This is a genomic window from Xanthomonas sp. LMG 12462 (assembly GCF_009192885.1).
In the GTDB taxonomy this organism is placed as follows: domain Bacteria; phylum Pseudomonadota; class Gammaproteobacteria; order Xanthomonadales; family Xanthomonadaceae; genus Xanthomonas_A; species Xanthomonas_A sontii.
This window is the reverse complement of record NZ_NMPP01000025.1, coordinates 1-24,791: the sequence shown is the minus strand read 5'-3', so window position 1 is coordinate 24,791 and position 24,791 is coordinate 1. Positions and strand designations below refer to the sequence as shown.

The following is a 24,791-nucleotide window of genomic DNA, read 5'->3' as shown; positions in this document are numbered from 1 at the left end:
CAGCGCGGTGACGGTGAGCAGGATCAGGATGATCGCCAGCAGCATCCGCGCCACCGCGCTGTCGCTCTTGAAGTACTCGGTCCGCAGTTCCTGCATGGTGGCCACGCGCTGCTGCACGTAGGTGGGGTTGGCGCGTTGCATCGCCGCCGCCGCGCGCGGCAGCACCTGCGCCAGTTGCCCGGGCGTGCTGCGGATCAGGTAGCCGCCGCCCCAGCCTTCGCTGCCGATGCGGATCTCGGTGAGCAGTGCATCGGCATCGTCGTCGTGGCCGGTGATGTCGCCGCGCACCGGCGCCATCACCCCGACGATGTCCAGGCGCACCGGCTGGTTGAACGTGCTGGTGTAGAGGGTGCGCCCCAGCGGCGACGTGCCGGGGAACAGTTTGGCCGCCAGCGACGGCGTGATCAGGGCCGGCAGGCGCCGCTCGATCTCCGGTGGCGCACCGAACAGGTCCGAGGCGCCGGTCAGTTCCGCGTCGCGCAGGTCGCGACCGGCGACGATGCGGATGCCCAGCGTGCGGTTCAGGCCCTGGCTGCCGAGGAACAGGCGCGCACGGGCGACCGCTTGCGTGGCCTGCGGCTGCAGGAACAGTTGCGCCTGCGTCGGGCCCCACAGCGGCGGCGTGCCGAACGCCGCCGCTTCCACGCCGGGCACCGCCTGCAGGATGTCCAGGCTGCGGCCGACGCTGCTGACGCTGCCCGGTTCGCCGACCACGCTGATGCTCTGGATCAGGCCGATGTCCTGTTCCATCACTCCGGTCGGGGTCTGCACGCGCTGGTAGGTGCGGGCGATGATGAACACCAGGTTGCACAGCACTGCCAGGGTCAGGGCGATCTGCAGCGCCATCAGCACCACCGCGGCGCGATGGCTGCCCAATGCGGACAGGATGGGACGCACGGGAGGCAGCGGGGTCATAGCGATTTCACCTGCAGGGCGGGGGCGATGCGCGAGGCGCGCCAGGCTGGCCACAGGCCGGCGGCCAGCGCCGAGAGCGTGGCCACGGCCAGGGCGATACCGAGGATCGCGGGATCGGCATGCGCCTGCTGCGCGTACGCCACCGGTTGCTGGCGCACCAGCCACAGGCCGATCCAGGTCAGCGGGATGCCGAGCAGGCCGCCCAGGCAGCCGATCAGCGCCGATTCGGCCAGGCACTGCGCGAACACCGCGCGGCGGCTGGCGCCGAGCGCGCGGCGCACGCCGATCTCGCCGGCCTTGCGCATGAACTTGGCGACCAGCAGGCCCACTGCATTGAGCAGGCATACCAGCAGCACACCGAAGGCGATCCAGGTCTGCATGCGCACCGTGGCCGGCACCACCCTTTTGTAGTCCAGCCAGTCGACCAGGCTGCGCAGGCGGGTGTTGGGGGCGCGTTCGAAGCGGCCGAGCTGGCGCTGCTGCGCGCTGTAGGCCTCCAGCGCCGCGCGGTAGCGCCGCACCTGCTCGGGCGTGTCCAGCCGCACCCAGTACTGCACCCAGGTGCATTGCGCGGCCTTGGGGTCGTGCAGGCCGGCCTCGCCATCCTTGCCCCAGCACTGCATCGGCCCGTAGCCGTAGTCCTGCGGCAGGTCCAGCCAGGTCTCGAACGGCATGTACAGTTCCTCCGGCGGCGTGTACGCGCCGGAGTTGAGATCGTAGAAGCGCGGCTGCGCGTTCCAGGCGTCGATCACTCCGATCACCCGGAACGGGCGGGTGGCGATGGTGAGGGTCTTGCCGACGCTGTCCGCGCCACCGAACAGCGCGTCGTTGAGCTTGCGGCTCAGCACCACCACCGGCGCGCGCTGGGTATCGTCGCGATGGCTCCAGCCGCTGCCGTAGAGGAAGCGCATGCCGAACATGCCGAACAGGTCGGCGGTGGCGGCGCGGGTGGTGAGCATGCGCAAGGGGCTGTTGGGCACGGTCTGGCGCACCGGCAGCCAGTTCGCGCTGGTCATGGTCTGCGCCGGCGCCGCCTGCGCCCGGTACAGCGCGGTGGCGTCCTGCCAGGTCAGCTCGTCCGGCGGCTCGGGGTCGGCGCTGGGCAGGTTGCGCGGGCGCGGATCCAACTGCGGATGGAACAGCGTGGCGCTGCGCCCGGGCAGCGGGTCGCCGGAGAGCGTGTGCAGCACGGTCAGCATGGTCATCGACGCGCCGATGCCCAGCGCCACGGCCAGCACCATCAGCCCGGTGAGGATGCGGTTGCGGCCGAAGCTGCGCAGCGCCAGGCGAAGGTAGTAAGCGAACATGCGGGCTCCGGGTCAGGCGCTGCGGGTGGCGATGGCGGGGGCGACGGCGGCGGCGCGCAGGGCCGGGCCGAGGACGGCGAGCTGGCCCAGCGCGCACAGCAGCAGCGCGCCGACCGGCAGGTAGCTGGCCGGCAACCGTTCCAGTTCGAAGACCCGCATCAGCAGCACGTTGCCGCCGTAGGCCAGCAACATGCCCAGGGCCACGCCGGCGCCGACCAGCAGCAGATTCTCGGTCTGGAAATAACGCAGGATGTCGCGGCGGGTGGCGCCGAGCGCGCGGCGGATGCCGATCTGCTTGGTGCGCTGCTGCACCCAGAAACTGGCCAGGCCGACGATGCCCAGCGCGGTCACCAGCAGCATCGCGACGATGATCGCGACCAGCAGCCCGGTCATCGCCCGGTCGCTCTGGAAATACGTCTGGCGCAGGTCGTCCAGCGGCTTGCTGTTGGCGTTGTCCAGCACCGCCTCGGGCACGGCCCGTGCCACTGCGGCGCGCGCCTTCGCCAACACCCGCGGCAACTCGCGCGGATCGGCACGCAGCACATAGGTGCCGGACTGCGCGGCCTCGCGCACCGGGATCACCACCGACCAGTCGCTGCCGATCACGCCATCCTCGCTGCGGCCCGGATCGGGGCGCGCCAGGTGCTCCAGCGTGCCGATCACGCGGAAATGGCCGCCGGACCAGAATTCCTTGCCCAGCGGATCCTGGCCCGGCCACAGGTGCGCGGCCAGCGCCCGCGTGATCCACACGCCGGCCGCGGTCGGGATGCCGTTGTCGAGCGGCTGGTAGTCGGCCTCGCCGAAGGTGCGGCCGCTGTCCGGCTGCAGCGCCAGTGCCGCGACGGCGCCGGGGCTGAGCATGTAGAAGTGCGGCACGCCGCCGACCTTGGTGCAGTCCTGGTCCAGGCACAGCCCGTTGTTGAACACCGGCGGCGCGAACGGGACGGTATTGATGGCGCCGGCCGCGCGCACGCCGGGCGTGCGGCGCACCGCATCCAGCGCGCGGGCGTTGACGTCGGCGGCGTTGCAGCCGTCGCAGCCGGACAGCGACACCAGGCCCAGCGCGGTCTCGTCGATGCCGCTGCGCAGGTGCACCAGGTCCAGGCGGTTGCCGATCAGGAAGAAGGCGTTGCACAGCACCGCACAGGCCAGCGCCACTTCCAGCGCGATCAGCGTGGCCGCAATGCGATGGCGCGACAGCGCGCTGAGGATGGGCGTGATCTGCATGGTCGCGGGCCCCGGTTACAGACTCTTGAGTTGCATGGCTGGCGCGATACGGCTGGCGCGCAGGGCGGGGAACAGGCCGGCGGCGAGGCTGCAGGCGATCGCCAGGGCGAAGGTGCCGGCGAACGTCGTCGGGTCCAGATGCGCCAGGTCGGCGTAGGCGGTGGGCTGCTGGCGCACGCTCCACAGGCCCAGCAGGGTCAGCAGCCAACCGCCGGCGCCGCCGAGCAGGCCGATCACGCTGGCCTCGGTCAGGCACTGCGCGAAGATCGCGCGGCGCGACGCCCCCAGCGCGCGACGCACACCGATCTCGCCGCCGCGGCGCAGGAACTTGGCCAGCAGCAGGCCGACGCTGTTGAACAGGCACAGGCCCAGAAACGCCAGCGCCAGCCAACTCTGCAGGCGCACGTCGCCCGGCACCACGCGGTTATGGTCCAGCCATTGCGGCAGCGACAGCAGGCGCGCAGTGTCGGCGCGGCCGATGCGCCCGGCGGCGTGCTGCTGCGCGGCGTAGTCGGCCAGCAGCCGGCGGTAGTCGGCGACCTTCGCCGGCGTGTCCAACTGCACCCACAACTGCAGCCACACGCACGGCGCGCTGCGCAGGTCCAGGTTGGCCTCGGGCTTGCTGAAACAGGTCCACGGCTGGATGTGGCCGTCGTTGACCTCCAGGCTGCTGGACAGCGGCATGAACACGTCCTGCGGCCGTCCGTAGAAGCTGGCGGTATCGCCATGGGCGAAGCTGCCGCCGGCCAGCGTGTAGAACAGCGGCGACGGCCGCCACGGTGCCAGCACGCCGACGATGCGCACCGCCGTGCCGCGCACCAGCAGGCTGCGGCCGACGCTGTTGCGGCCCTGGAACAGCTTGGCGTTGAGGTCGGACGAGATCACCGCCACCCGCGCCCGGTCCTGGTCGTCGCGCGCGCGCCAGCCGCTGCCGTAGGCGAACGGCACCTGGAACATCGGGAAGAAATCGGCCTGGGTCATCAACAACTGGGTCATGAACGGCGGGGTGACGCCGTCTGCTGCGTGCACCTTGATCTCGCTCTCGGCGACCATGGCCTGGCGATCGGCGCGCCCGCGCGTCCACAGGTCCATGGCCGAGGGGTAGTCGAGCTTGTCGTACGGCTTCTGGTTGGCGCCGTTGCTGGGACGCGGATCGAGTTGCGCGAAGAAGATCTGCTGGCTGCGCCCGGGCAAGGGATCGCCGGACAGCAGCCGCATCACCGTCAGCGTGGTCATCGCCGCGCCGATGCCCACCGCGATGGACAGCACCATCAGCGCGGTGAGCACCGGGCTGCGGCGCAGGCTGCGTACTGCCAGTTGGATGTAGTAACGGAACATGGGGTCCTTGGCTCAGGCGCTGCGGGTGGCGGTGGCGGGCGGGATCGCGGCGGCGCGCCGCGCCGGCGACAACACCGCGCATTGGCCTAGCAGCAACAGGGCGAGCAAGCCGATCGGCAGGCAGGCGGCGGGCAGCCGCGGCAGCTCGTAGTGCTGCATCAACCAGAGATTGGCGATGTAGGCCAATGGCATGCCCAGGACCACGCCGCTGCCGATGACCACCAGGTTTTCCAGCAGGAAATGCCGCAGGATCTGGCCGCGGCTGGCGCCCAGGGCGCGGCGGATGCCGATCTGCCGGGTCCGCTGCTGGATCCAGAAACCGCTGAGACTGGCGATGCCGATCAGGGTGATGAGGGTGACCACCGCACTGGCGGTGCCGAACAGCCACACTGCGGCGCGGCGCGGCTGGAGCCGTTCGTTGCGCTGGGATTCGTAGTCGTTCGCACGGATCGTGATCCCGCGCAGCAGCGCGTCGCCGAACAACTGCTGCAGACGTTGCGGGATCTCGGCCATCACGGCCGCGCGCCGCTCCGGCGCGGTCCTCACCGCGTAGGTCAGGATCGGCGTCCCGGTGACTGTGCCCGCCGTCAGCATCGTGTACTCGGCCTTGCCGTCGTCCAGCGCGTCGAGCTGGTAGCGCAGCAGGTGGCGGACGATGCCGACCACGACGAAACGCTTGGTCGCGTTCGCCTGTCCGTTGGTGAGCACGCCGCCCAGCGCCGGGCGCGAGCCGAACAGCCGCTGCGCCAGCGCCTGGGTGAGGATGACCGCGGTGGTGCGGTCGGACGCGGTCGCGGCGGGCAGGTCGCCGACCCGCATTTCGTCGGCGCTGAAGTTGCGTCCGGCCACCAGGTCCAGGCCCAACGCATCGATCAGGTCGTCGCCGACCAGCAGGCTCACGCGCTCGGTCGCCGCAGGGCCGGCGACGCGGCCGACCATGACCATGGAGGAACTCATTGGCAGGCCGATCGTCGGCGAGACCGCGGTGACTCCGGGGATGCGGCGCAGCGTGTCGGTGCCGGCGCGGATCTGCGGCGCTTTCCAGCCGCCTTGGCCATTGATCACCTGGTCGACCAGGATGACCTCATCGCGGGCGATGCCGTCCGGGACCAGCATCGGCGCCAGCTTCTGCCACAGCAGGAACAGCACGTTGGTCAGGATCGCGCAGGCCAGGAGGGTCTGCACGATCACCAGCAGCGGCATCAGCGGATGCCGCAACAGGGGTGAGAGATAGGGGCGCAGTGGCATCGACGGGCCCTCAGAGGCTTTTCACTTGCAGCGCCGGTTGCAGCAACGCTGCACGCCACGCCGGGAGCAGGCCGACCAGCAGGCCGGTGCCGATCGCCAGCGCCACCATCGCCAGGAACAGGCTGGGCTGGAAGCGTGCCAGGTCACTGTAGGTCTCCGCCTGCATGCGCACGATCCACAGGCCGAACAGCGTGGCCGGCAATGCCAGCACGCCGCCCAACAGGCCGATCGCGCCGGCTTCGGTCAGGCAGCGGACGAACACCGCCGCGCGCGGGGCGCCCAGGACCCGGTGCACGCCGAATTCGGCGGAGCGGCGCAGGAAACGTGCGGCCAGCAGGCCGGCGACATTGACGATGCACAGCCCGAGCAGCGCGAGCGCCAGCCAGACGTTCAGGCGCACGCTGTCCGGGACCACGCGGTTGCGCGCAAGCCACTCGGCCACGCCGTACAAGGCGACCTGCGGCGCGCGCTGGAAAACCCCATCGGCATGGCGCGCTTGCGCGAACGCGGACAGCGCATCGCGGTAGGCGTTTACCTGCACGGGGGTGGACAACTGCGCCCAGAGCATCAGCCAGCGGCAGGCACCGAGGTCGAGTTCGTTGAAGCGCACGCCGGCGTGGCCGGTGTCGTCGCAGCCCTGGACGAATCCCGGCTTGGCGTCCGCGTCCAGGGCCGCCCGTGCCGGAACGAACACCTCCAGCGGATACTGCTGCCAGGCCGCTTCCGGCCCATTGAGGAAGTAGAAGGCCGGGCGCGGTCTCCAGTCGTCGCTGATGCCGACGACCTGGAACAGCTGCTTGCCCAGTCGGATCTGCCGGCCGACGCCGTTCTCGCTGCCCAGCAGCTTCAGGCTGAGCGCGTGGCTGATGATGGCCACCGGCGCACGGTTGCGTTCTTCTGCGTCCGTCCAGTAGCGGCCGGACCGCAGCGGCAGGCCGAACAGCGCCGGCATCGGTCCCAGCGCGCTGATCGCGTAGGCCTGCTGGTGGCGCGTGCGTGCCTGGTCGCTCACGTCGAACGTGCTCAGCGTAAGCGCCGCCTGCCGCACCTGCGGCAGCGTAGCCATGAATGCCGTGGCATCGTCCAGCTTCCACAGCGCCTGAGGCGGCTCGCCAGCGTCGGGGTCGTCCTGGCGGGCGATCTGCCGCGAGTCCACCCAGCCCAGGTACAGCTGCTGGCTGAGGCCGGGCAGTGGATCGGCGGACAGCATCGCCTGCAAGGTCAGCATCGTCATCACCGATGCCAGGCCCAGGGCGAGCGTGAGCACGGCGAGCAACACCGTGCGCGGATGCCGACGCATTCCACGCAATCCCAGTTCCACGGCATACGGCAGCGACATGGCAGGGCCTGTCTCAGCGGTGATCGTTGGCGGACGCCGCCGCCGCGCCGCCGTGCACCAGCACCGGCTCGCGCTGCAGGTCGGTGGCCTGGCCGTCGACGATGTGCACGTTGCGCTGCGCGCGCGCGGCCAGTTCCGGGTCGTGGGTGACCATGACGATGGTCGAGCCCTGCGCGTTGATCTCCTCCAGCAGTTCCATCACCCCGCGCGCCATCTGCGAGTCGAGGTTGCCGGTCGGTTCGTCGGCCAGCAGCAGGCGCGGGCTGCCGGCCAGGGCGCGGGCGATCGCCGCGCGCTGCTGCTGGCCGCCGGACAGTTCGGACGGATAGTGCTTCATGCGCGAGCCCAGCCCGACCCGGCTCAGCGCTTCCTCGATGCGCTGCTTGCGCTCGGCCGCGCCCATGCCGCGGTAGCGCAGCGGCACGTCGACGTTGTCGAACAGGTTGAGGTCGGGGATCAGGTTGAAGCCCTGGAAGATGAAGCCGATCTTCTGGTTGCGCATGCGCGAGCGCGCATCGTCGTTGAGGTTGCTGACGTCCTGGCCGTCGAGCAGGTACTGGCCGCTGGTGAAGGTCTCCAGCAAGCCGGCGATGTTGAGGAAGGTGGTCTTGCCCGATCCCGACGGCCCGGTGACGGCGACGAACTCGCCCTCGCGGACATGCAGGTCCAGCGAGCGCAACGCATGCGTCTCGACCTGTTCGGTGCGGAAGACCTTGGAGACGGAGCGCATTTCGAGCATGGCGTGAGTTCCTGTGGTGGTGGAGCGGGGATTGGGGATTTGGATGTCGAGATTCGAAGCGGCGGCCAGGAGAAGAAAACGAGAGGGGCTTACCAATCCCCATTCCCGAATCCCCATTCCCGGCTCCTAATGCACCGTCACCTGCGGCGCATCGCCGAACAGGTCGCTGCCGGAGACCACGACCCGGTCGCCCGGCTGCAGGCCCGAGCGCACTTCGACTTCGCCCAGGCTGGTGACGCCCAGTTCGACCGGACGGCGCACCGCCGAGTCGCCGTCCATGACGTAGGCGTAGCGGCCGCCGGACTGTTCGACGAACGGGCCGCGCTCGAGCTTGAGCACGTTCTTGCGAGTATCCAGCAGCACCCGCGCACTCATGCGCTGGCTCTGGCGCAGGCCCGGCGGCTGCTTGTCGGTGAAGCGGATGCGCGCGTTGACCTCGCCGTTGACCACTTCCGGCGACACCGCCGAAATCGCGCCGGCGAAGGGCTCGCCGGCACCGCTGGTCAACTGCGCCGGCATGCCGATCGCCAGATCGCGGGCGAAGCTTTCCGGCACCTTGATCTCCAGTTCGAACTTGGACAGATCGACGACGCTCAGCACCGGTGCGTTGGCGGCGACGTTGGTGTGCTGCGACACCTGCACCTGGCCGACCTGGCCGTCGAACGGCGAGCGCAGGGTCAGCAGGTCGACCTGGCGCTGCACCTCGGCCACCACCGCGCGCTGGCGCTCGGCGAGCAGGCGCTTGTTGCGCGCGTCCAGCGAGGCGCCCTGCGCCTGCAGGCCCGAATCCTTCTGCGCGTGGCTCATCGCGATGTCGGCCTTCTTCAGGGTGTCCTGGGCCTTGGCCAGTTCCACTGCCGGCACCGCGCCGCCTTCATAGCCGCGCTGGTAGCGCTCCAGGTCGCGGCTGGCCGCCTGCCGTTCGATCTGCGCCTGGTCGATCAGCTTGCTGGCGTTGGCGCGGGCCAGGGTCGCGTCCAGGTCGGCACGGCCGGCCTCGGCCTGCAGGCCGGCCAGGGTGGCTTCTTCCTGGGCGAGCTTGCTGCGCAGTTCCGGGCTGTCGATCTCGGCCAGCTCCTGGCCCTGCTTGACCACGTCGCCGGCGACCACCTTCAGGGTCACGGTGCCGCCGGAGATGGCGTACAGGGTGGGGCTGTTGGCGGCGATCAGGCGGCCGTCGGCGGAGATGTCGCGGACCAGGTCGCCGCGGGTCACCGTGGCGATGCGCACCCGCTGCGCGTCGAACGAGCGGCTGCCGGCGATCCAGCCGCGTGCGGCGAAGGCGATGCCCAGCAGCACCAGCGCGGCGATCAGCCCGGGCCACAGCCAGCGGCGCCAGGCCGCGGAGCGGGGGCGGGCGAGAACCTGGTCCTGGGCGGAGGTGTCACGGATCATCGGACGGTCGCAGCGGTGAGGATGGGGACTTCAGAGCACGATGCGTGCCAACTGCAAGTCATTGAATTGCATGGGTGCGGACGGCGCGGACAGGTGTCCGGGTGTCCGCGGACACGTTCGCGGACACCAGGGCGGGGGCATGCTCGGGAATGGGTGACACGCTCTGTGTCCGGCAGCGGACAGCGGCGAGACATTCAGCGGACTTCGCTAGAATGGCGGACTTTTCGGCGAAGGGCGTGGCTATGTGCGGTATCGTCGGTGCGATCGCGGATCGCGATGTGGTTCCGGTCCTGATCGAGGGGCTCAAGCGCCTGGAATACCGGGGCTACGACTCGGCCGGCATCGCCGCCATCGCCGACGGGCAGGTCCGCCGTGTGCGCCGTACCGGCCGCGTGGCCGAGACCGAGAGCGCCGCGCTGGCCGAGGGCCTGCACGCGCCGCTGGGCATTGGCCACACCCGCTGGGCGACCCATGGCGGCGTCACCGAGGCCAATGCGCACCCGCACGTCAGTCATGGCGACCTGGCGCTGGTCCACAACGGCATCATCGAGAACCACGAACAGCAGCGCGAGCGCCTGACCGCGCTGGGCTACGTGTTCGAATCGCAGACCGATACCGAGGTCATCGCCCACCTGATCCACCACTACATCGCCCAGGGCCGCGACCTGCTCGGCGCGCTGCAGGCGGCGGTGAAGGAGCTGACCGGCGCCTATGCCGTGGCCGCGGTGAGCAAGTCGCGCCCGGACCTGCTGGTGTGCGCGCGCATGGGTTGCCCGCTGCTGATCGGCTTGGGCGAGGGCGAGAACTTCATCGCCTCGGATGTCTCGGCGGTGATCCAGGCCACGCGCCGGGTGATCTTCCTGGAAGAAGGCGACACCGCCGAACTGCGCCGCGACGGCGTGCAGGTGTACGACGCGCAGGACCAGCCGGTGCAGCGCGAGCCGCACGTGTCCGACGTGTCGCTGGCCTCGCTGGAGCTGGGCCCGTACCGCCACTTCATGCAGAAGGAGATCCACGAGCAGCCGCGCGCGCTGGCCGACACGCTGGAGGCGCTGTTCGACGCCGGCGGCTTCGACACCGCGCTGTTCGGCAGCAAGGCCGAGGCGCTGCTGGCCGACGTGGACGGCGTGCAGATCCTGGCCTGCGGCACCAGCTACTACGCCGGGCTGACCGCGCGCTACTGGATCGAGGGCATCGCCGGGCTGCCGTGCAGCGTGGAGATCGCCAGCGAGTACCGCTACCGCGATGCCTGCGCCAATCCGCGGCAGCTGATCGTGACCATCTCCCAATCCGGCGAAACCCTGGACACGATGGAGGCGCTCAAGTACGCCAAGGCGCTGGGCCATACCAAGACCCTGTCGATCTGCAACGTGCCCGAGAGCGCGATCCCGCGCGCCAGTGCGATGGTGCTGTACACCCGCGCTGGCGCCGAGGTCGGCGTGGCCTCGACCAAGGCCTTCACCACCCAGCTGGCGGCGCTGTTCCAGCTTACCTGCGTGCTGGCCAAGCGCCGCGGGCGGCTGAGCGCCGAACAGGAGGCCGAGTACCTGGAGCAGCTGCGCTACCTGCCCGGCAGCGTGCAGCACGTGCTCAACCTGGAACCGCAGATCGCGGTATGGGCCGAGCGCTTCGCCGACAAGCACAACGCGCTGTTCCTCGGCCGCGGCCTGCATTACCCGATCGCCCTGGAAGGCGCGCTCAAGCTCAAGGAAATCACCTACATCCACGCCGAGGGCTATCCGGCCGGCGAGCTCAAGCACGGCCCGCTGGCGCTGGTCGACGCGAACATGCCGGTGGTGGTGATCGCGCCCAACGACACCTTGTTGGAGAAGGTGAAGTCGAACATGCAGGAAGTGCGCGCGCGCGGTGGCGAGCTGTTCGTGTTCGCCGACCAGGACAGCAACTTCAACGCGTCCGAAGGCGTGCACGTGATCCGCACGCCGCGCCACGCCGGCGTGCTCAGCCCGGTGCTGCACACCGTGCCGGTGCAGTTGCTGGCCTACCACACCGCGCTGGCGCGCGGCACCGACGTGGACAAGCCGCGCAACCTGGCCAAGTCGGTGACGGTGGAGTAGTCGCCGGGGCGCAGGGCGATGCGGACGCTGCGCTATGCTGGCGGCGAGGGCGCGTCCATCGCCTTCAACCCAGGAGCGACACAATGCAGGATGTCCACGAAACGCATGGGTCGCCGCCGGCGTCGCTGCGGGCGCTGATCGAACGGGTGCAATGGATGCGGCGGTTGGCCCTGTCCGCGACGGTGCTGTCCGCGGTGATGATCACGCTGAGCTATCTGCTGCTGATCTGGCCGATCTTCCAGCCGCACGACCTGAGCAATTCCAGGGTGCAGCAGTTCCTGCTGTCGGAGGAGTTCAGGGCGCGCACGGCGCCGCTGTTCGCGCAGATGCAGCGCTACAACGCGTCTTCCGAGGGATCTCCGGTCGAACGCCCGGACGAGTTCTACGCCGGCAGCGGATCGATGTCCGGGCTGCAGGTGGTCGTCCACTATCTGGTCGTCGCCCGGGGGCAGGGGGCGGCGGACCACGTGCGGGCCAGCTATGTGCCCGATATCGACGTCCGACTGGATCCCCGCTATCTGATCTTCTACCTGGCGCTCATGGCAGGTGCCGCCGTGCTGCTGCTTTTCATCCTGCGCCCAGCATCGAAGCCGCAACGCCAGTTTGAGCAGCGCTTGCTGGAACGGTCCTACGCCGATCCAGCGCCAGCCGTCGATGATGCGAGCACGCCGGGCGGTGATCTGGCGCAGTTGTTCAACCTGCTGCAGAACTTCCACGCGTTCGTACGGCAGATCGGCAAGCGCCACGCAAAACGGACGGCCATGACCTTCGTCGACGAGTACGACGTGCAGGATGCTCTGCACGCGCTGTTGAAGCTGCATTACCTGCACGTGCGTGCCGAGGAGTACACGCCGAGCTATGCCGGCAACAGTTCGCGGATGGATTTTCGGCTCGACGACAACGAGGTCGCGATCGAAGTGAAAATGAAGCGCGATGGGCTGCGGGATCGCGAGATCGTCGATCAGTTGGTGATCGATGCCGCCCGTTATAGCCAGCATCCTGGCGTCAAGCGCCTGGTGTGCCTGATCTACGATCCGGCCGGGTTGCTGGACAACCCGGCGGTGCTCAAGAAAGATCTTGAATCCGGCCGCCTAGGCCTGCGGGTCAACGTGGTGATCGCGCCACAGCATGCCTGAGCGCGCTGCGCTCGCTCGCTGGAGGTGTTGGAGATGATCTCCACCCAGTAGCCGTCCGGGTCCTTGATGAAGACGATGTTGCGCATGCGCCCGTCGCTCAGGCGCTTCTGGAACGGCACGTGCAGCGCTTCGAAACGTGCGCAGGCCGCATGCAGGTCAGGCACCGACACGCACAGATGGCCGAAGCCGCGCGGCTCGCTGTTGCCGTCGTGGTAGACCGGGCCATCCAGCCGTTCGCTGCCGTGGTTGTGGGGCGATTCCAGCACGCCGGGCCGGCCGTCCACATCTGCCGCTGCGCCGGGTCTGCCGGCACCTGTACCTTCGGTGGTGGGCATGGCGGTCTCGCATGGGGGAGGCGCCGCGTTGTGCGGCTTGGCGCAATTCTAAGGGCGACGGCGTGGCGGCCGATGTAGAGCGCGGCGAGAGAGTGGTGCGGCTCCGCCTGTTGGCAGAGGCGCCGCCGATCTGCTAACGCACTGGCCCGGGTTATGCATAAGCTTCCTGCGAGGGTTCCCACCACGCAGGAGGACGCATGTACGAGTCTTTCAGACAGGGGGCGCCGGCCGAGCTGTGGCAGGCGCTGGTGCACGAGGCCGGGCAGCGCCTGGGCCGGCCGCTGGACGAATCGCGCGAGCACTATCTGGTGTTCGTGCTGCTGCGTTACCAGCGCGACGCACAGTTGCTGGCGCGCATCCAGGCGCTGGCCTGGCTGCATGCGCAGGAGCAGGTGGGGCGTGCACGTGCCGACGCCTTGCGTGAGGTCGGCGACGGTTGCCTGCTGATCGCCGGGCTGTTCCCCGGCGTGGCGGCACGGCGTCGGGTCAGCGTGGACTACTTCATCGATCTGGGCCGCGGCGCCTATGCCGAAGTCGCCGAGAGCCGCGACAGCGACGCGGGGCTGTTCGCGCAGCTCGCGCGCAGCTATCGCGAACTGGTCGGCACGCTGGGGGCGCTGCGTCCGCCGCGGCACGAGGTGGCGGGGTTGCAGGCGGCGCTGCACGCCTAGCTGAAGCGTTCTTGCAGGAGCCGTGTTGTAGCAGCGGCTTCAGCCGTGGCGGGCATTGCCATGACGCCTGTCGTGGCCGATCCTGGAAACCGACAGCGCCGCGCCTGCGGGAGACGGCCGCACCGGCGCGCGCGGACGCGTCCAGGCCATCCAGCGCGCTCGCCCGCAGGCGCGGGCGCCCCTGGCATCGGCCCGTTGGCTACCGCACCGACGAAGGGGGCGACGACGCGTCCTGCTGCAGTTGATGTTGGCCATCGGGTACCGCCATCAGCACGCCCGCGATGGCGCCGACGTCGGCGATGAGGCGCTCGGCGGTCTTCCCGGTCGGGACCCCCAACACGATGGCGCCGACGCGGTCGAGCGTGTACAGCAGCGGGGCATGCCAGCCCGCCGCCGCCGCGCTGATGCGGCGCTTGGTCTGCTCGACGTCGCCGCTGCGATCGAAGTAGACGATCACTGCCCTGGCCGCGTTGGCGTCCTGCGCGTCGGCAGCCGCGTGGGTGCCGTCCGGCAGCAGAGGGCGTTGCTGCATGGCGGTCGAACATGCGCAAGCGGCGAGCACGGCCAGGCAGGCGATGCCTGCCTGGCCGAGCCACCGGCGGGCCGCGGGAACGGCGGCGTTGGCGGATTCGTGCATCGAGCGGATCTCCTGGGCGATCGACGGTGACAGCCCCGCGTGCGTGGTGCGCACAGGGCCGCCCGAACCCTCGCATGTACCGGGTGAACTGCGGCCGACCCTGGATGGGGAGAACGACTGTCGACGGACAGCGCCGCGCCGCGTTGCCGTCCGCTCAGAACCAGAACCGCAGGCCGGCGACCCAGCGTGTCTCGCGCGCCGCCTCGCCATCGGCGCGGCGCAGGTCGGTGGTGTCGCCGAAGCTGCGCACGTGCTCTACGCCGACATACGGTGCGAACCGGCGGGTGACTTCGTAGCGCAGGCGCAACCCGCCCTCCACGCTGGCCAGGCCGCTGCCGGTGCGATGCGCCGGATCGTCGCGCGCGGCCAGTTCCGCTTCCAGCCGTGGCTGCAGGATCAGGCGATTGGTCAGCAGCACGTCGTACTCGCCTTCCAGGTGCAGGTTGGCATGGCCGCCCTCGTCGACGTAGAGCAGGGCCGACACCTCGAACTTGTACGGCGCCATGCCTTGCACGCCGAACGCCGCCGAGGTTCGCGCGCGGCCCGGCGCGAACGCCTGCCTGGCGCCGATCAGCATGTCCCACCAGGGCGAGATCGCGCGGCCATAGGCCAGTTCCAGTGTCGACGCCGTGGTGCGGCCGCCCTCGCGTTCGCCGTCGCTGCGCAGCCACAGCCGGTCGATGTCGCCGCCGTACCAGCCACGTGCCTCCCAGGCCTGGCCGCTGCCGTGGGCGTTGTCCCAGCCCTCCAGGCGATCGACCAGCAGGTAGCCGGTGCGCGCCGCGCCGTGCGCCATGCCGTGGTCGCGCAGCACGGGGAATGCGGCTGCGCGATCGGCGTCGGTGATCGGCGGGATCGGCTCGCGCGGCAGCGACGTGTCGGCGCTCGCAGGACACTGGCATGCGCTCGCGCTCGCGGTCGGCGCTGGCGCGGTGGGCATCGCATGGTCCATGCCGTCGTGATGCATGCCGTCGTGTGCGTGATGCGCGCGGTGGCTGTGATCGACCTGCGAGGCCGGCGCGGCCGCGTGGTCCATGTGCGCGTGCGACATGGCGTCGGCGTGCTCTGCCGCAGGCGTGTCTTGCATGGTCGACGCGTGCGCGGCATGCCCAATGGCTGCGTGGTCCATGGCGCCGTGCATTGCCGTGTCGGGCTGCGATGCCTCCGCAGCGCCCGCCATGGGTGTGGTGGCAGCGGGTGCCGGGCAGGCGCAGGGCGCGGCAGTGGGTGCGTCGCCGCCGTCGGTGTCGGCCGTGTGGGCATGCTGCGCTTGCGCCGCAGCGTGCGCGAGTAGCAGCGCCAGGCCGGTGGCCTGGGCGAGCGGAGCGAGGCGGAGGCAGAGGCGGAGGCGGAGGCGGCTCATGCGTCCACCCGCACTTCGCGCATCATGCCGCCGTCCATGTGGTACAGCAGGTGGCAGTGGTAGGCCCAGCGGCCCAGCGCGTCGGCGCGCACGCGGTAGCTGCGGCGCGTGCCCGGCGGCATGTCCACGGTGTGCTTGCGCACCTGGAAGCGGCCGGCCGCGTCCTCGACGTCGCTCCACATGCCGTGCAGGTGGATCGGGTGCTGCATCATCGTGTCGTTGACCAGCACGATGCGCAGGCGCTCGCCGTAGTTCAGCCGCAGCGGCTCGGCGCTGGCGAAGGGAATGCCGTCGAACGACCAGGCGAACTTCTCCATGTTGCCGGTCAGGTGCAACTGGATCTCGCGTCCCGGCTCGCGTCCGTCCGGGTCCTCGAACAGGCTATGCAGGTCGGCGTAGCTCAGCACGCGGCGGCCGTTGTCGCGCAGGCCGATGCCAGGGTCGTCCAGCCGCGGCGCAGTGGCGGCGGACTGCATGTCCACCAGCGGATTGCCGCGTTCGCTGCGTGGATGCGCCGGTGCGGCGGCAGCGTGCGCGGCGTGCTCCATGCCCGACATGCCCGGCATGTGCATGTTCGCGCCGCAGCCGCCCTCGATGCCGTGCATGGTCATGCCTGCGCTGTGCTCCATGCCGGCGTGCCCGGCCATCGCATGGCCCATGTCCTGCATGCGCAGCAACGGACGCGGATCGTTCGCCGGCACCGGCGCCTGCAGGCCTTCGCGCACGGCCAGTGTGCCGCGCGCGTGGCCGGTGCGGCCCATGTCCTGCGCGAACACCGTGTAGGCGTCCTGGCCGCTGGGTTCGACCAGCACATCAAAGGTTTCGGCCGCGGCGATGCGGAATTCGTCCACGCTCACCGGATGCACATACTGGCCGTCGGCGGCGACCACGGTCATCTTCAGCCCGGGGATGCGCACGTCGAAGTAGCTCATGCTGGAGGCGTTGATGAAGCGCAGCAGCACCTTCTCGCCGGGACGGAACAGCCCGGTCCAGTTGCCGGCCGGGGTCATGCCGTTGAGCAGGTAGGTGTAGGTGTTGCCGTTGACGTCGGACAGGTCGCTGGGGGTCATGCGCATGCGCCCCCACATGCCGCGGTCGGCGAGGGTGGCGCGCAGCCCGTCCTCGCGCGCGTCGCGCAGGAAATCGCCGACGGTGCGCTGGTACAGGTTGTCGTAGGACGGCATCTGCTTGAGCCGCCGGAACAGCGCCGCCGGATCCAGATCGGTCCAGTCCGACAGCAGCAGCACGTGTTCGCGATCGTAGCGGTACGGCGGCGGCTCGCGCGGGTCGATGACGATGGCGCCGTACAGCCCGGCCTGCTCCTGGTGCAGCGAATGGCTGTGGTACCAGTAGGTGCCGGACTGGCGCAGGGCGAAGCGGTACTGGTAGGTCTCGCCCGGATAGATGCCGTCGAAGCTCATGCCCGGCACGCCGTCCATGTTGGCCGGCAGCAGCAGGCCGTGCCAGTGCACCGAGGTCTGGGTGTGGCCGGGCAGGCGGTTGGCCACGCGGATGGTCACGGTGTCGCCTTCGCGCCAGCGCAGCAGCGGCGCCGGCACGCTGCCGTTGACGGCGATGGCGGGGCGCGTGCGCCCGGTGAAGTTGACCTGCGTACTGCCGATGCTCAGGTCCAGGTCTGTGCCGTGCAGCACGTAGGGCGCGGCGCCGTTGCGGGCCAGTGCGCTGGCGTGGGCGTGGCGCAGCGGCAGCCCGGTGAGGCCGGCGGCGGCGCCCAGCGCCAGCCCGGTGACGAAGCGGCGCCGCGACGGCAGCGCCGGCAGGCCGGAGGAAGATGGGTTCATGTGCGATGTCCGTAAGCGGATGCGATGCGCCACGCAGCGCCGATGGGCGCTGCAGGCTCGGACGCGGCAGCGCCTGTGCGCTGCCACCGGGAGACCGCCCAGCAGGCGGCCGTGCGCGCTCAGGCGCTGGGAGGACGTTCCAGCCGCGGCAGGCCGGGCGCGCCGTGCGCGGCCTGGGGAGCGGCGGCAATCAGGGTGCGGGGCAAGCGTGGCAGCGCCAGCGGCATCGCCAGCAAGGCCGGCAGCGGTTGCGCGTGCGGGCATTGGCAGCCTGCCATGCCGCCGCAGCCGCCGTGCTTGCCGGCATGGTCGTGGCAGTGCGCGTCTTGGTCGGCCGGCGGCGGTGGCGGTGCGTCGTGACAGGGCATCGCCGCATGCACCGGCGCCGCGCTGGCGACGGTGGCAACCGCTTCGTGCGTCGCGCTGCCGTGCGCCGGCATGCCGGGCATCGCCATGGCGGCCGCGGTGCCGTTGAGCAGCAGGCTCAGGCACAGCAGCAGGCGCAGCAGGACGGCGGAAGTCGGCACAGGCGGCAGCGTGGCGTCGGGAACGGAAGAGGATACCGAAGCCGGCGTGCGCGGCAAGCGACCGCCATGCTGCAAGGCTTGACTCTGGACCCGACTCCAGGGAGTAGGGTGTGCGCATGCGATCCGATCCCGCCACCGCCCGCTTCACCATCGGCGCGCTCGCCCGCCAGGCCGACGTCGCCATCGACACCGTGCGTTACTACGAACGCCAGGGCCTGCTACCGCCTGCCCCGCGCCGCGCCTCCGGCTACCGCGAGTACGACGCCGCGGCGGTGCAGCGGGTGCGCTTCATCCGCCGCGCCAAGGAGCTGGGCTTTTCGCTGGAGGAAATCGGCGAGTTGCTGGCGTTGCAGGACGATCGCGTGCATGGCGTGGAGGGCATCAAGCAGCGCGCCAGCGCGCGCCTGCAGGCGCTGGACCGGCGCATCGCCGAGCTGACCGAGATGCGCGACACCCTGGCGGCCCTGGTCGAGGATTGCCCCGGCCACGGTGCGCCGGACGCCTGCCCGATCCTGGGCGACATCCGCGGCGATGGCGCCGGCGAGCCGTCGCGATGAGCACGGGTCGCACCACCGCCTCGCTGACCTTGCCGGTGCAGGGCATGACCTGCGCCGCCTGCGCGGCGGGCGTGGAAAAAGCGCTCACGCGTCTGCCCGGCGTGGCGGCGCAGGCCAGCTATGCCGGCGCGCGCGTGCAGGTGGACTACGATCCGCAGCAGGTGGATCTGCCGACGCTGCTGCAGCGCATCCAGCACGCCGGCTACCGCGTGCCGACCCAGACCGTGACCCTGGAACTCAGCGGCCTGCACTGCGCGTCCTGCGTGGCGTCGATCGATGCGGTGCTGGCGAAGACCCCGGGTGTGCTCGCCGGCCACGCCAACCTGGCCTCGGCCAAGGCGCGGGTGGAGATCGTGCCGGGCACAGTCGCGCCAGCGGAACTCATCGCGCGGATCGCCCGTGCTGGGTTCGGCGCGCGCGTCGCGCAGGCCATGGACCCAGAGCAACTGGCCGAGCGCGAGCGCGACGAGCAACGTGCCTGGCGGCGCGAGCTGGGCCTGTTCGCCGCAGCGGTGCTGCTGACCCTGCCGTTCTGGGGGCAGATGCTCGGCATGCTGGATGGCGACGCCCTGCGCGGTGCGCATGCCGAGCCGCTGCCGCGCTGGCTGCAGTTGCTGCTGGCCACGCCGGTGCAGTGCTGGATCGGTGCGCGCTTCTACCGCGCCGGCTACCGCGCACTGCGCAACGGCAGCGCCAACATGGACGTGCTGGTCGCGCTGGGCACCGGCATGGCCTATCTGTACAGCGCCGTGGTCACCGTGGCCGGCCTGCACGGCCAGCACGTGTACTTCGAGGCCAGCACCAGCGTCATCACCCTGGTGCTGCTCGGGCGCCTGCTCGAGGCCCGCGCCAAGCGCCGCACCACCGCGGCGGTGCGCGCGCTGCTCGACCTGGCGCCGACCACCGCACGGGTCGAGCGCGACGGCGTCATCGTGGAGGTGGATGCGGCGGAACTGGCGGTCGGCGACGTGTTCGTGGTCGCCGCCGGCGAGCGCGTGCCGGTCGACGGCGAGGTGCTCGACGGCCACTCCAGCGTGGACGAGGCGATGCTGTCCGGCGAGGCCATGCCGGTGGCCAAGGCGCCGGGCAGTCGCCTGCACGCGGCCACGGTCAACCAGCTCGGCCTGCTGCGCGCGCGCGCCACCGGGGTCGGCGCGGACACCCTGCTGGCGCAGATCGTGCGCATGGTCGATGCCGCGCAAGGCTCGCGCGCGCCGATCCAGCGCCTGGTCGACCGCATCGCCGCGGTGTTCGTGCCGGCGGTGCTGGCCATCGCCGCGCTCACCCTGGGCGCGACCTGGGCGCTGGGCGGCAGCTTCGCCGAAGCGCTGGTGCACGCGGTGGCGGTGTTGGTGATCGCCTGCCCGTGCGCGCTGGGCCTGGCCACGCCGACCGCGATCATGGTCGGTACCGGCGTCGGCGCCCGCGCCGGCATCCTGATCCGCGACGCCGAGGTGCTGGAGCGCGCCCGTGCGCTGACCGCGCTGGTGGTCGACAAGACCGGCACCCTGACCCTGGGCCAGCCGCAGGTGACCGCGGTGCTGGTTGCCGACGCGGCCGAGACCGCGCCGCTGTTGCGCCTGGCCGCGGCGCTGGAGACCGGCTCGGCGCATCCGCTGGCGCGCGCCATCGTGCAGCGCGCCGCCGAGTTGGGCGTGCGCGCGGCCGTGCCGGCACCGTCGGCCGAGGCGGTGCAGACGTTGCCGGGGCAGGGTGTGCGCGGCCGCGTGGACGGGCGCGAGGTGGCGCTGGGCGCGCTGGCATGGCTCGACGGCCTGGTCGCCGCGCCGGCCGACCCGGCGCTGCGCCGCCAGGCCGAGACGGCGCAGGCGCAGGGTCAGAGTGTGGTCGGGGTGGCGGTCGACGGTGCCGTGACCGGCTACATCGCCATCGCCGATCCGCTGCGCGAGGACGCCGCCGAGGCGGTGGCCCTGCTGCAGGCACGTGGCATCGCGGTGACCATGCTCAGCGGCGACAACCGCCACGCGGCGCAGGCGGTGGCCGCGCGGCTCGGCATCCAGCAGGTGCAGGCCGAGGTGCTGCCGCAGGACAAGGCCGCGCATGTGCGCCGGCTGCAGGCGGTGCCGGGCGCACGCGTGGGCATGGTCGGCGACGGCATCAACGATGCCCCGGCACTGGCCGCGGCCGACGTCAGTTTCGCCATCGGCAGCGGCTCGGACATCGCCATCGAGGCGGCCGACGTGGTGCTGATGCACGGCGACCTGGCCGGTGTCGCCGCCGCCATCGACCTGTCCGCGGCGACGGTGCGCAAGATCCGCCAGAACCTGTTCTTCGCCTTCGTCTTCAACGGCCTGGGCATCCCGCTGGCCGCGTTCGGCCTGCTCAACCCGGTGATCGCCGGCGCGGCGATGGCGCTGAGTTCGGTCTCTGTTCTGGGCAACGCGCTGCTGCTGAATCGCTGGCGTGCGCAGTGAGCGCGTCAGCGATTTCTTCACTTTGGAGCATGACATGCACCATCTCGATCTCCTCGTCCACGGCATGAGCTGCGGCGGCTGCAGCGCACGGTTGCAGCGGGTGCTCGACGCCTGCCCGGGCGTGGCCGCCAGCACGGTGGTGCTGGAAGGCGGCCGCGTCGGCATCGACTACGACCCCGCGCGCATCGACGTGGCCGCGCTGGAGCAGGCGATCGCCGACGCCGGCTTCAGCGTGGCCGCCGGCTGAGCGCCGCTCCGACGCCGCGCCACGCCGGGTGAACGCCGGCGTGGCGGCCGCTGCCGCGCATGGCCCGGGCGCGTGGCCGGGCGTGTATCGTGGGCGCGATTTCTCCGCTCCCGCACCGCCATGACCCATCGCGCTTGGGTGGCCGCCGCCATCCAGAAGATCGAAGCCGACTTCAACCGCTCGGCCGACACCCACCTGATCCCGCTGGACCTGCCCGGTTTCCCCGGCATCGACCTGTACTTCAAGGACGAGTCCAGCCATCCCACCGGCAGCCTCAAGCACCGCCTGGCGCGCTCGCTGTTCCTGTACGCGCTGGCCAACGGCTGGCTGCGCGAGGGGCGGCCGGTGATCGAGGCCTCCAGCGGTTCCACCGCGGTCTCCGAGGCGTATTTCGCGCGCCTGCTGGGGCTGCCGTTCATCGCGGTGATGCCGGCCACCACCTCGCCGGAGAAGATCGCCGCGATCGAGTTCCAGGGCGGGCGCTGCCACCTGGTCGGGCGCGCCTGCGACCTGCATGCCGATTCGGTGCAGCTGGCGCGCGAGACCGGCGGCCACTTCATGGACCAGTTCCTGTACGCCGAGCGCGCCACCGACTGGCGCGCCAACAACAACATCGCCGAGTCGATCTTCCGGCAGATGCAGGAGGAGCCGCATCCGATCCCGGCCTGGATCGTGTGCAGCCCCGGCACCGGCGGCACCGCGGCCACGCTCGGGCGCTACGTGCGCTACCGGCGCCATCCCACCCGCATCCTGTGCGCGGATCCGGAGGTGTCGCTGTTCTTCGACGGCTACCGCGAGGCGCTGGCCGGACGCGACTACGCCGGCCTGGAAAGCACCGGCGGCTCGCGCATCGAAGGCATCGGCCGGCCGCGGGTGGAGCCGAGCTTCATCCCCAGCTGCGTGGATGCGATGGTCAAGGTACCCGACGCGCTGAGCCTGGCGGCGATGCGCTACGTCAGCGCGCGCCTGGGCCGGCGCGTGGGCGGCTCCACCGGCACCAACTTCGTCGGCGTGCTGCAGGCGGCCACGCGCATGCGCGAACAGGGCCGCAGCGGCGCCATCGTCACCATCCTGTGCGACAGCGGCGAGCGCTACGGGCACAGCTACTACCGGCCGCAGTGGTACGCCGAGCACGGCATCGACGTGGAGCAGGCCGATGCGCAGCTGGCCGCGGCGGTGGCCGGCGCCGGCTTGCCGCCGCTGCCTTGTGCCGCGCTGGACTGACCGCCATTTCATTGCCATGGCCGGCGCCGCCGGCCTTCCTTCCGTGACCGAGACTTCCGCGATGACCAATCCCCTGCTCGATTTTTCCGGCCTGCCGCGCTTCGATGCGATCCAGCCCGAGCACATCGGCCCGGCGATCGACACGCTGCTGGCGCAGGCCGAGGCCGCCGTGGCCGCCGCCGAGACGGTGGCGCCGGTGCGCTGGGACAGCTTCGTGGCGCCGCTGGACGATGCCACCGAGCGCCTGTGGCGTGCCTGGGGCCAGGTGAGCCACCTGCAGGCGGTGGTCAACACGCCGGCGCTGCGCGAGGCCTACAACGCCAACCTGCCCAAGGTGACGCGCTTCTCCAGCGCGCTGGGGCAGAACCTGGCGCTGTTCGCGCAGTACCGCACGCTGGCGCAATCGCCGGAGGCGGCCACGCTGACGCCGGCGCAGCGCAAGGTGCTGGACAACGCGCTGCGTGACTTCCGCCTGGGCGGCGCCGAACTGGGCGAGGCCGACAAGCAGCGCTTCGCCGCGATCCAGGAAGAACTGTCGGCGCTGTCGGCCAAGTTCTCGCAGAATGTGCTTGATGCCACCGATGCGTGGTCGCTGCTGGTCGACGACCCGGCGCGCCTGGCCGGCCTGCCCGAGGACAGCATCGCCGCCGCGCGTGCGGCGGCCGAGCGCGACGGCCAGGCGGGCTGGAAGCTGACCCTGCAGATGCCGTGCTACCTGCCGGTGCAGATGTACGCCGAAGACCGTGCGTTGCGCGAGACGCTGTACCGCGCCAACGCGATCCGCGCCTCGGAGTTCGGCGATGCGGCGCTGGACAACAGCGCGGCGATCGGGCGCATCCTCGCCCTGCGCGGCGAACTGGCGGCCTTGCTTGGCTTCGCCAGCTACGCCGAGTATTCGCTGGCGACCAAGATGGCGCAGGATCCTGCACAGGTGCTGGACTTCCTGCACGACCTGGCCGCACGCGCCAAGCCCTACGCGCAGCGCGACCGCGCGGAACTGGAAGCCTTCGCGCGCGAGCACCTGGGCCTGGACACGCTGGAAGCCTGGGACCTGTCCTATGCCGGCGAAAAGCTCAAGCAGGCGCGCTACAGCTTCTCCGAGCAGGAAGTGAAGCGCTACTTCACCGAGCCCAAGGTGCTGGAGGGCCTATTCGGCCTGATCCACGACCTGTACGGCCTGCGCGTGGAGGCCGACAGCGCGCCGGTGTGGCATCCGGATGTGCGCTTCTTCCGCCTCAGCGATGCGCAGGGGCGCCTGGTCGGGCAGTTCTACCTGGACCTGTACGCGCGCGAAGGCAAGCGCGGCGGCGCCTGGATGGACGACTGCCGCAACCGCCGCGAACGCGCCGACGGCGTGCAGACCCCGCTGGTGTACCTGGTGTGCAATTTCGGCCGCGGCAGCGACGGCAAGCCGGCCACCTTCACCCACAACGAAGTCACCACCCTGTTCCACGAGATGGGCCATGGCCTGCACCAATTGCTGACCCAGGTCGGCGAACTGGGCGTGGCCGGCATCAACGGCGTGGAATGGGACGCGGTGGAACTGCCCAGCCAGTTCATGGAGAATTTCTGCTGGGAATGGCCGCGCCTGCAGGCGATGACCGCGCACGTGGACAGCGGCGAACCGCTGCCGCGCGCGCTGTTCGACAAGATGCTCGCGGCGAAGAACTACCAGAGCGGCATGTTCACGGTGCGCCAGCTCGAGTTCGCGCTGTTCGACATGCAGTTGCACCACGACTTCGATGCCCAGGCCGACAGCGTGCTGCAGTTGCTCGAGCGCGTGCGCGACGCCGTGGCGGTGAACCGGCCGCCGGCCTGGAACCGCTTCCCGCACCAGTTCAACCACATCTTTGCCGGCGGCTATGCGGCCGGCTACTACAGCTACAAGTGGGCCGAGGTGCTCAGCGCCGACGCCTATGCCGCATTCGAGGAAGCGCCGGATCAGTTGGCGGACACCGGCGCGCGCTTCCTGCGCGAAATCCTCTCGCGCGGCGGCAGCCGCCCGGCGCTGGAGAACTTCACCGCCTTCCGTGGCCGTGCGCCGGAGCTGGAGGCGTTGCTGCGGCACAGCGGCATGGCCGGATAAGCCGGGATTCGGGATTGGGGATTCGGGATGGCAGCCTGCGGCTGTTGAAAGCCGGGATTCGAGATTTTCCTGCGCAGGCGTAGTGGTTGCGATTGCATTGTGGGAGGGGCTTCAGTCCCGACGGGCTTTCCCGGGAAAGCCCGTCGGGACTGAAGCCCCTCCCACAAAAGCAGCTGTTTTTTACTCGT

Annotated in this window: 20 protein-coding genes and 1 pseudogene; 8 read left to right on the top strand and 13 right to left on the bottom strand. The window is 70.6% G+C overall.

Annotation, left to right across the window (positions count from 1 at the left end; translation table 11 throughout):
- The 8 genes from CEK69_RS07235 to CEK69_RS07200 form a co-directional block, all read right to left on the bottom strand.
- Nucleotides 1-915, bottom strand: a 915-nt coding sequence (locus tag CEK69_RS07235; protein WP_152244716.1) for an ABC transporter permease, incomplete at its 3' end; no start/stop codon positions are given.
- Nucleotides 912-2,222 carry an ABC transporter permease gene (locus CEK69_RS07230; RefSeq protein WP_152244714.1) on the bottom strand — a complete coding sequence of 437 codons (1,311 nt, stop codon included), beginning with the start codon at nucleotides 2,220-2,222 and terminating at the stop codon, nucleotides 912-914. The genes CEK69_RS07235 and CEK69_RS07230, both read right to left, overlap by 4 nt.
- Before the next feature lie 12 nt (nucleotides 2,223-2,234).
- The gene (locus tag CEK69_RS07225; protein ID WP_152244712.1) at nucleotides 2,235-3,449 is read right to left on the bottom strand and encodes an FtsX-like permease family protein; all 1,215 of its coding nucleotides are present in this window, start codon (nucleotides 3,447-3,449) and stop codon (nucleotides 2,235-2,237) included.
- A 15-nt stretch (nucleotides 3,450-3,464) separates the two neighbouring features.
- Complete coding sequence (locus tag CEK69_RS07220; protein ID WP_152244710.1) at nucleotides 3,465-4,787, bottom strand: ABC transporter permease; 1,323 nt, start codon at nucleotides 4,785-4,787, stop codon at nucleotides 3,465-3,467.
- A 12-nt stretch (nucleotides 4,788-4,799) separates the two neighbouring features.
- Nucleotides 4,800-6,035: an FtsX-like permease family protein gene (locus tag CEK69_RS07215; protein ID WP_226975075.1), complete on the bottom strand. Its 1,236-nt coding sequence runs from the start codon at nucleotides 6,033-6,035 to the stop codon at nucleotides 4,800-4,802.
- Nucleotides 6,036-6,045: 10 nt separating this feature from the next.
- Nucleotides 6,046-7,374: an ABC transporter permease gene (locus tag CEK69_RS07210; protein WP_226975074.1), complete on the bottom strand. Its 1,329-nt coding sequence runs from the start codon at nucleotides 7,372-7,374 to the stop codon at nucleotides 6,046-6,048.
- Nucleotides 7,375-7,387: 13 nt separating this feature from the next.
- On the bottom strand, nucleotides 7,388-8,113 hold the full coding sequence (locus tag CEK69_RS07205) for an ABC transporter ATP-binding protein (protein ID WP_152244708.1): 726 nt from the start codon (nucleotides 8,111-8,113) through the stop codon (nucleotides 7,388-7,390).
- A gap of 126 nt (nucleotides 8,114-8,239) precedes the next feature.
- Nucleotides 8,240-9,508 carry an efflux RND transporter periplasmic adaptor subunit gene (locus tag CEK69_RS07200; protein WP_017910318.1) on the bottom strand — a complete coding sequence of 423 codons (1,269 nt, stop codon included), beginning with the start codon at nucleotides 9,506-9,508 and terminating at the stop codon, nucleotides 8,240-8,242.
- 242 nt (nucleotides 9,509-9,750) lie between these two features.
- Between CEK69_RS07200 and glmS the strand changes: the two genes are divergently transcribed.
- Together glmS and CEK69_RS07190 are read left to right on the top strand one after the other, a co-directional pair.
- A complete protein-coding gene (gene glmS, locus CEK69_RS07195; RefSeq protein ID WP_152244720.1) occupies nucleotides 9,751-11,583 on the top strand; it encodes a glutamine--fructose-6-phosphate transaminase (isomerizing) in 1,833 nt (610 codons plus the stop codon).
- An 83-nt stretch (nucleotides 11,584-11,666) separates the two neighbouring features.
- Nucleotides 11,667-12,719, top strand: coding sequence for a hypothetical protein (locus CEK69_RS07190; RefSeq protein ID WP_152244706.1), 1,053 nt, complete (start codon nucleotides 11,667-11,669; stop codon nucleotides 12,717-12,719).
- 23 nt (nucleotides 12,720-12,742) lie between these two features.
- On the opposite strand, the pseudogene CEK69_RS07185 reads toward CEK69_RS07190, so the two are convergent.
- Nucleotides 12,743-13,032: pseudogene (locus tag CEK69_RS07185) on the bottom strand (lactoylglutathione lyase); the annotation flags it as partial.
- Nucleotides 13,033-13,251: 219 nt separating this feature from the next.
- On the opposite strand from CEK69_RS07185, the gene CEK69_RS07180 reads away from it, so the two are divergent.
- A complete protein-coding gene (locus CEK69_RS07180) occupies nucleotides 13,252-13,725 on the top strand; it encodes a hypothetical protein (RefSeq protein WP_017910320.1) in 474 nt (157 codons plus the stop codon).
- Between the two features lie 199 nt (nucleotides 13,726-13,924).
- Here CEK69_RS07180 and CEK69_RS07175 read toward each other — a convergent pair whose 3' ends face one another.
- From CEK69_RS07175 to CEK69_RS07160, 4 genes are all read right to left on the bottom strand, one after another.
- Nucleotides 13,925-14,362 (bottom strand): hypothetical protein, encoded by a 438-nt coding sequence (locus CEK69_RS07175; RefSeq protein ID WP_152244704.1) that lies wholly within the window; start codon nucleotides 14,360-14,362, stop codon nucleotides 13,925-13,927.
- A 154-nt stretch (nucleotides 14,363-14,516) separates the two neighbouring features.
- Nucleotides 14,517-15,449, bottom strand: a complete 933-nt coding sequence (locus CEK69_RS07170) for a copper resistance protein B (protein WP_226975073.1) — start codon at nucleotides 15,447-15,449, stop codon at nucleotides 14,517-14,519.
- 272 nt (nucleotides 15,450-15,721) lie between these two features.
- Complete coding sequence (locus tag CEK69_RS07165; RefSeq protein WP_152244700.1) at nucleotides 15,722-17,527, bottom strand: copper resistance system multicopper oxidase; 1,806 nt, start codon at nucleotides 17,525-17,527, stop codon at nucleotides 15,722-15,724.
- A 119-nt stretch (nucleotides 17,528-17,646) separates the two neighbouring features.
- Entirely contained in the window at nucleotides 17,647-18,054 is a 408-nt protein-coding gene (locus CEK69_RS07160; RefSeq protein ID WP_152244698.1) for a CopL family metal-binding regulatory protein, read from the bottom strand.
- Nucleotides 18,055-18,170: 116 nt separating this feature from the next.
- On the opposite strand from CEK69_RS07160, the gene CEK69_RS07155 reads away from it, so the two are divergent.
- From CEK69_RS07155 to CEK69_RS07135, 5 genes are all read left to right on the top strand, one after another.
- Nucleotides 18,171-18,611 carry a heavy metal-responsive transcriptional regulator gene (locus tag CEK69_RS07155; RefSeq protein WP_152244696.1) on the top strand — a complete coding sequence of 147 codons (441 nt, stop codon included), beginning with the start codon at nucleotides 18,171-18,173 and terminating at the stop codon, nucleotides 18,609-18,611.
- Entirely contained in the window at nucleotides 18,608-21,046 is a 2,439-nt protein-coding gene (locus CEK69_RS07150) for a heavy metal translocating P-type ATPase (protein WP_152244694.1), read from the top strand. The genes CEK69_RS07155 and CEK69_RS07150 overlap by 4 nt, the downstream gene beginning before the upstream one ends.
- 34 nt (nucleotides 21,047-21,080) lie before the next feature.
- On the top strand, nucleotides 21,081-21,293 hold the full coding sequence (locus CEK69_RS07145; RefSeq protein WP_026143429.1) for a heavy metal-associated domain-containing protein: 213 nt from the start codon (nucleotides 21,081-21,083) through the stop codon (nucleotides 21,291-21,293).
- A 120-nt stretch (nucleotides 21,294-21,413) separates the two neighbouring features.
- Nucleotides 21,414-22,517: a PLP-dependent cysteine synthase family protein gene (locus CEK69_RS07140; protein WP_150410562.1), complete on the top strand. Its 1,104-nt coding sequence runs from the start codon at nucleotides 21,414-21,416 to the stop codon at nucleotides 22,515-22,517.
- A 61-nt stretch (nucleotides 22,518-22,578) separates the two neighbouring features.
- Nucleotides 22,579-24,603, top strand: a complete 2,025-nt coding sequence (locus CEK69_RS07135) for a M3 family metallopeptidase (protein WP_152244718.1) — start codon at nucleotides 22,579-22,581, stop codon at nucleotides 24,601-24,603.
- Nucleotides 24,604-24,791: the final 188 nt, after the last annotated feature.

What these genes read in the sequence shown, in the direction of transcription:
- CEK69_RS07230 (WP_152244714.1), bottom strand. Translation starts at nt 2,222, where the DNA reads ATGTTCGCTTACTACCTTCGCCTGGCGCTGCGCAGCTTCGGCCGCAAC.
- CEK69_RS07225 (WP_152244712.1), bottom strand. Translation starts at nt 3,449, where the DNA reads ATGCAGATCACGCCCATCCTCAGCGCGCTGTCGCGCCATCGCATTGCG.
- CEK69_RS07220 (WP_152244710.1), bottom strand. Translation starts at nt 4,787, where the DNA reads ATGTTCCGTTACTACATCCAACTGGCAGTACGCAGCCTGCGCCGCAGC.
- CEK69_RS07215 (WP_226975075.1), bottom strand. Translation starts at nt 6,035, where the DNA reads ATGCCACTGCGCCCCTATCTCTCACCCCTGTTGCGGCATCCGCTGATG.
- CEK69_RS07210 (WP_226975074.1), bottom strand. Translation starts at nt 7,374, where the DNA reads ATGTCGCTGCCGTATGCCGTGGAACTGGGATTGCGTGGAATGCGTCGG.
- CEK69_RS07205 (WP_152244708.1), bottom strand. Translation starts at nt 8,113, where the DNA reads ATGCTCGAAATGCGCTCCGTCTCCAAGGTCTTCCGCACCGAACAGGTC.
- CEK69_RS07200 (WP_017910318.1), bottom strand. Translation starts at nt 9,508, where the DNA reads ATGATCCGTGACACCTCCGCCCAGGACCAGGTTCTCGCCCGCCCCCGC.
- glmS (WP_152244720.1), top strand. Translation starts at nt 9,751, where the DNA reads ATGTGCGGTATCGTCGGTGCGATCGCGGATCGCGATGTGGTTCCGGTC.
- CEK69_RS07190 (WP_152244706.1), top strand. Translation starts at nt 11,667, where the DNA reads ATGCAGGATGTCCACGAAACGCATGGGTCGCCGCCGGCGTCGCTGCGG.
- CEK69_RS07180 (WP_017910320.1), top strand. Translation starts at nt 13,252, where the DNA reads ATGTACGAGTCTTTCAGACAGGGGGCGCCGGCCGAGCTGTGGCAGGCG.
- CEK69_RS07175 (WP_152244704.1), bottom strand. Translation starts at nt 14,362, where the DNA reads ATGCACGAATCCGCCAACGCCGCCGTTCCCGCGGCCCGCCGGTGGCTC.
- CEK69_RS07170 (WP_226975073.1), bottom strand. Translation starts at nt 15,449, where the DNA reads ATGCAAGACACGCCTGCGGCAGAGCACGCCGACGCCATGTCGCACGCG.
- CEK69_RS07165 (WP_152244700.1), bottom strand. Translation starts at nt 17,527, where the DNA reads ATGAACCCATCTTCCTCCGGCCTGCCGGCGCTGCCGTCGCGGCGCCGC.
- CEK69_RS07155 (WP_152244696.1), top strand. Translation starts at nt 18,171, where the DNA reads ATGCGATCCGATCCCGCCACCGCCCGCTTCACCATCGGCGCGCTCGCC.
- CEK69_RS07150 (WP_152244694.1), top strand. Translation starts at nt 18,608, where the DNA reads ATGAGCACGGGTCGCACCACCGCCTCGCTGACCTTGCCGGTGCAGGGC.
- CEK69_RS07145 (WP_026143429.1), top strand. Translation starts at nt 21,081, where the DNA reads ATGCACCATCTCGATCTCCTCGTCCACGGCATGAGCTGCGGCGGCTGC.
- CEK69_RS07140 (WP_150410562.1), top strand. Translation starts at nt 21,414, where the DNA reads ATGACCCATCGCGCTTGGGTGGCCGCCGCCATCCAGAAGATCGAAGCC.
- CEK69_RS07135 (WP_152244718.1), top strand. Translation starts at nt 22,579, where the DNA reads ATGACCAATCCCCTGCTCGATTTTTCCGGCCTGCCGCGCTTCGATGCG.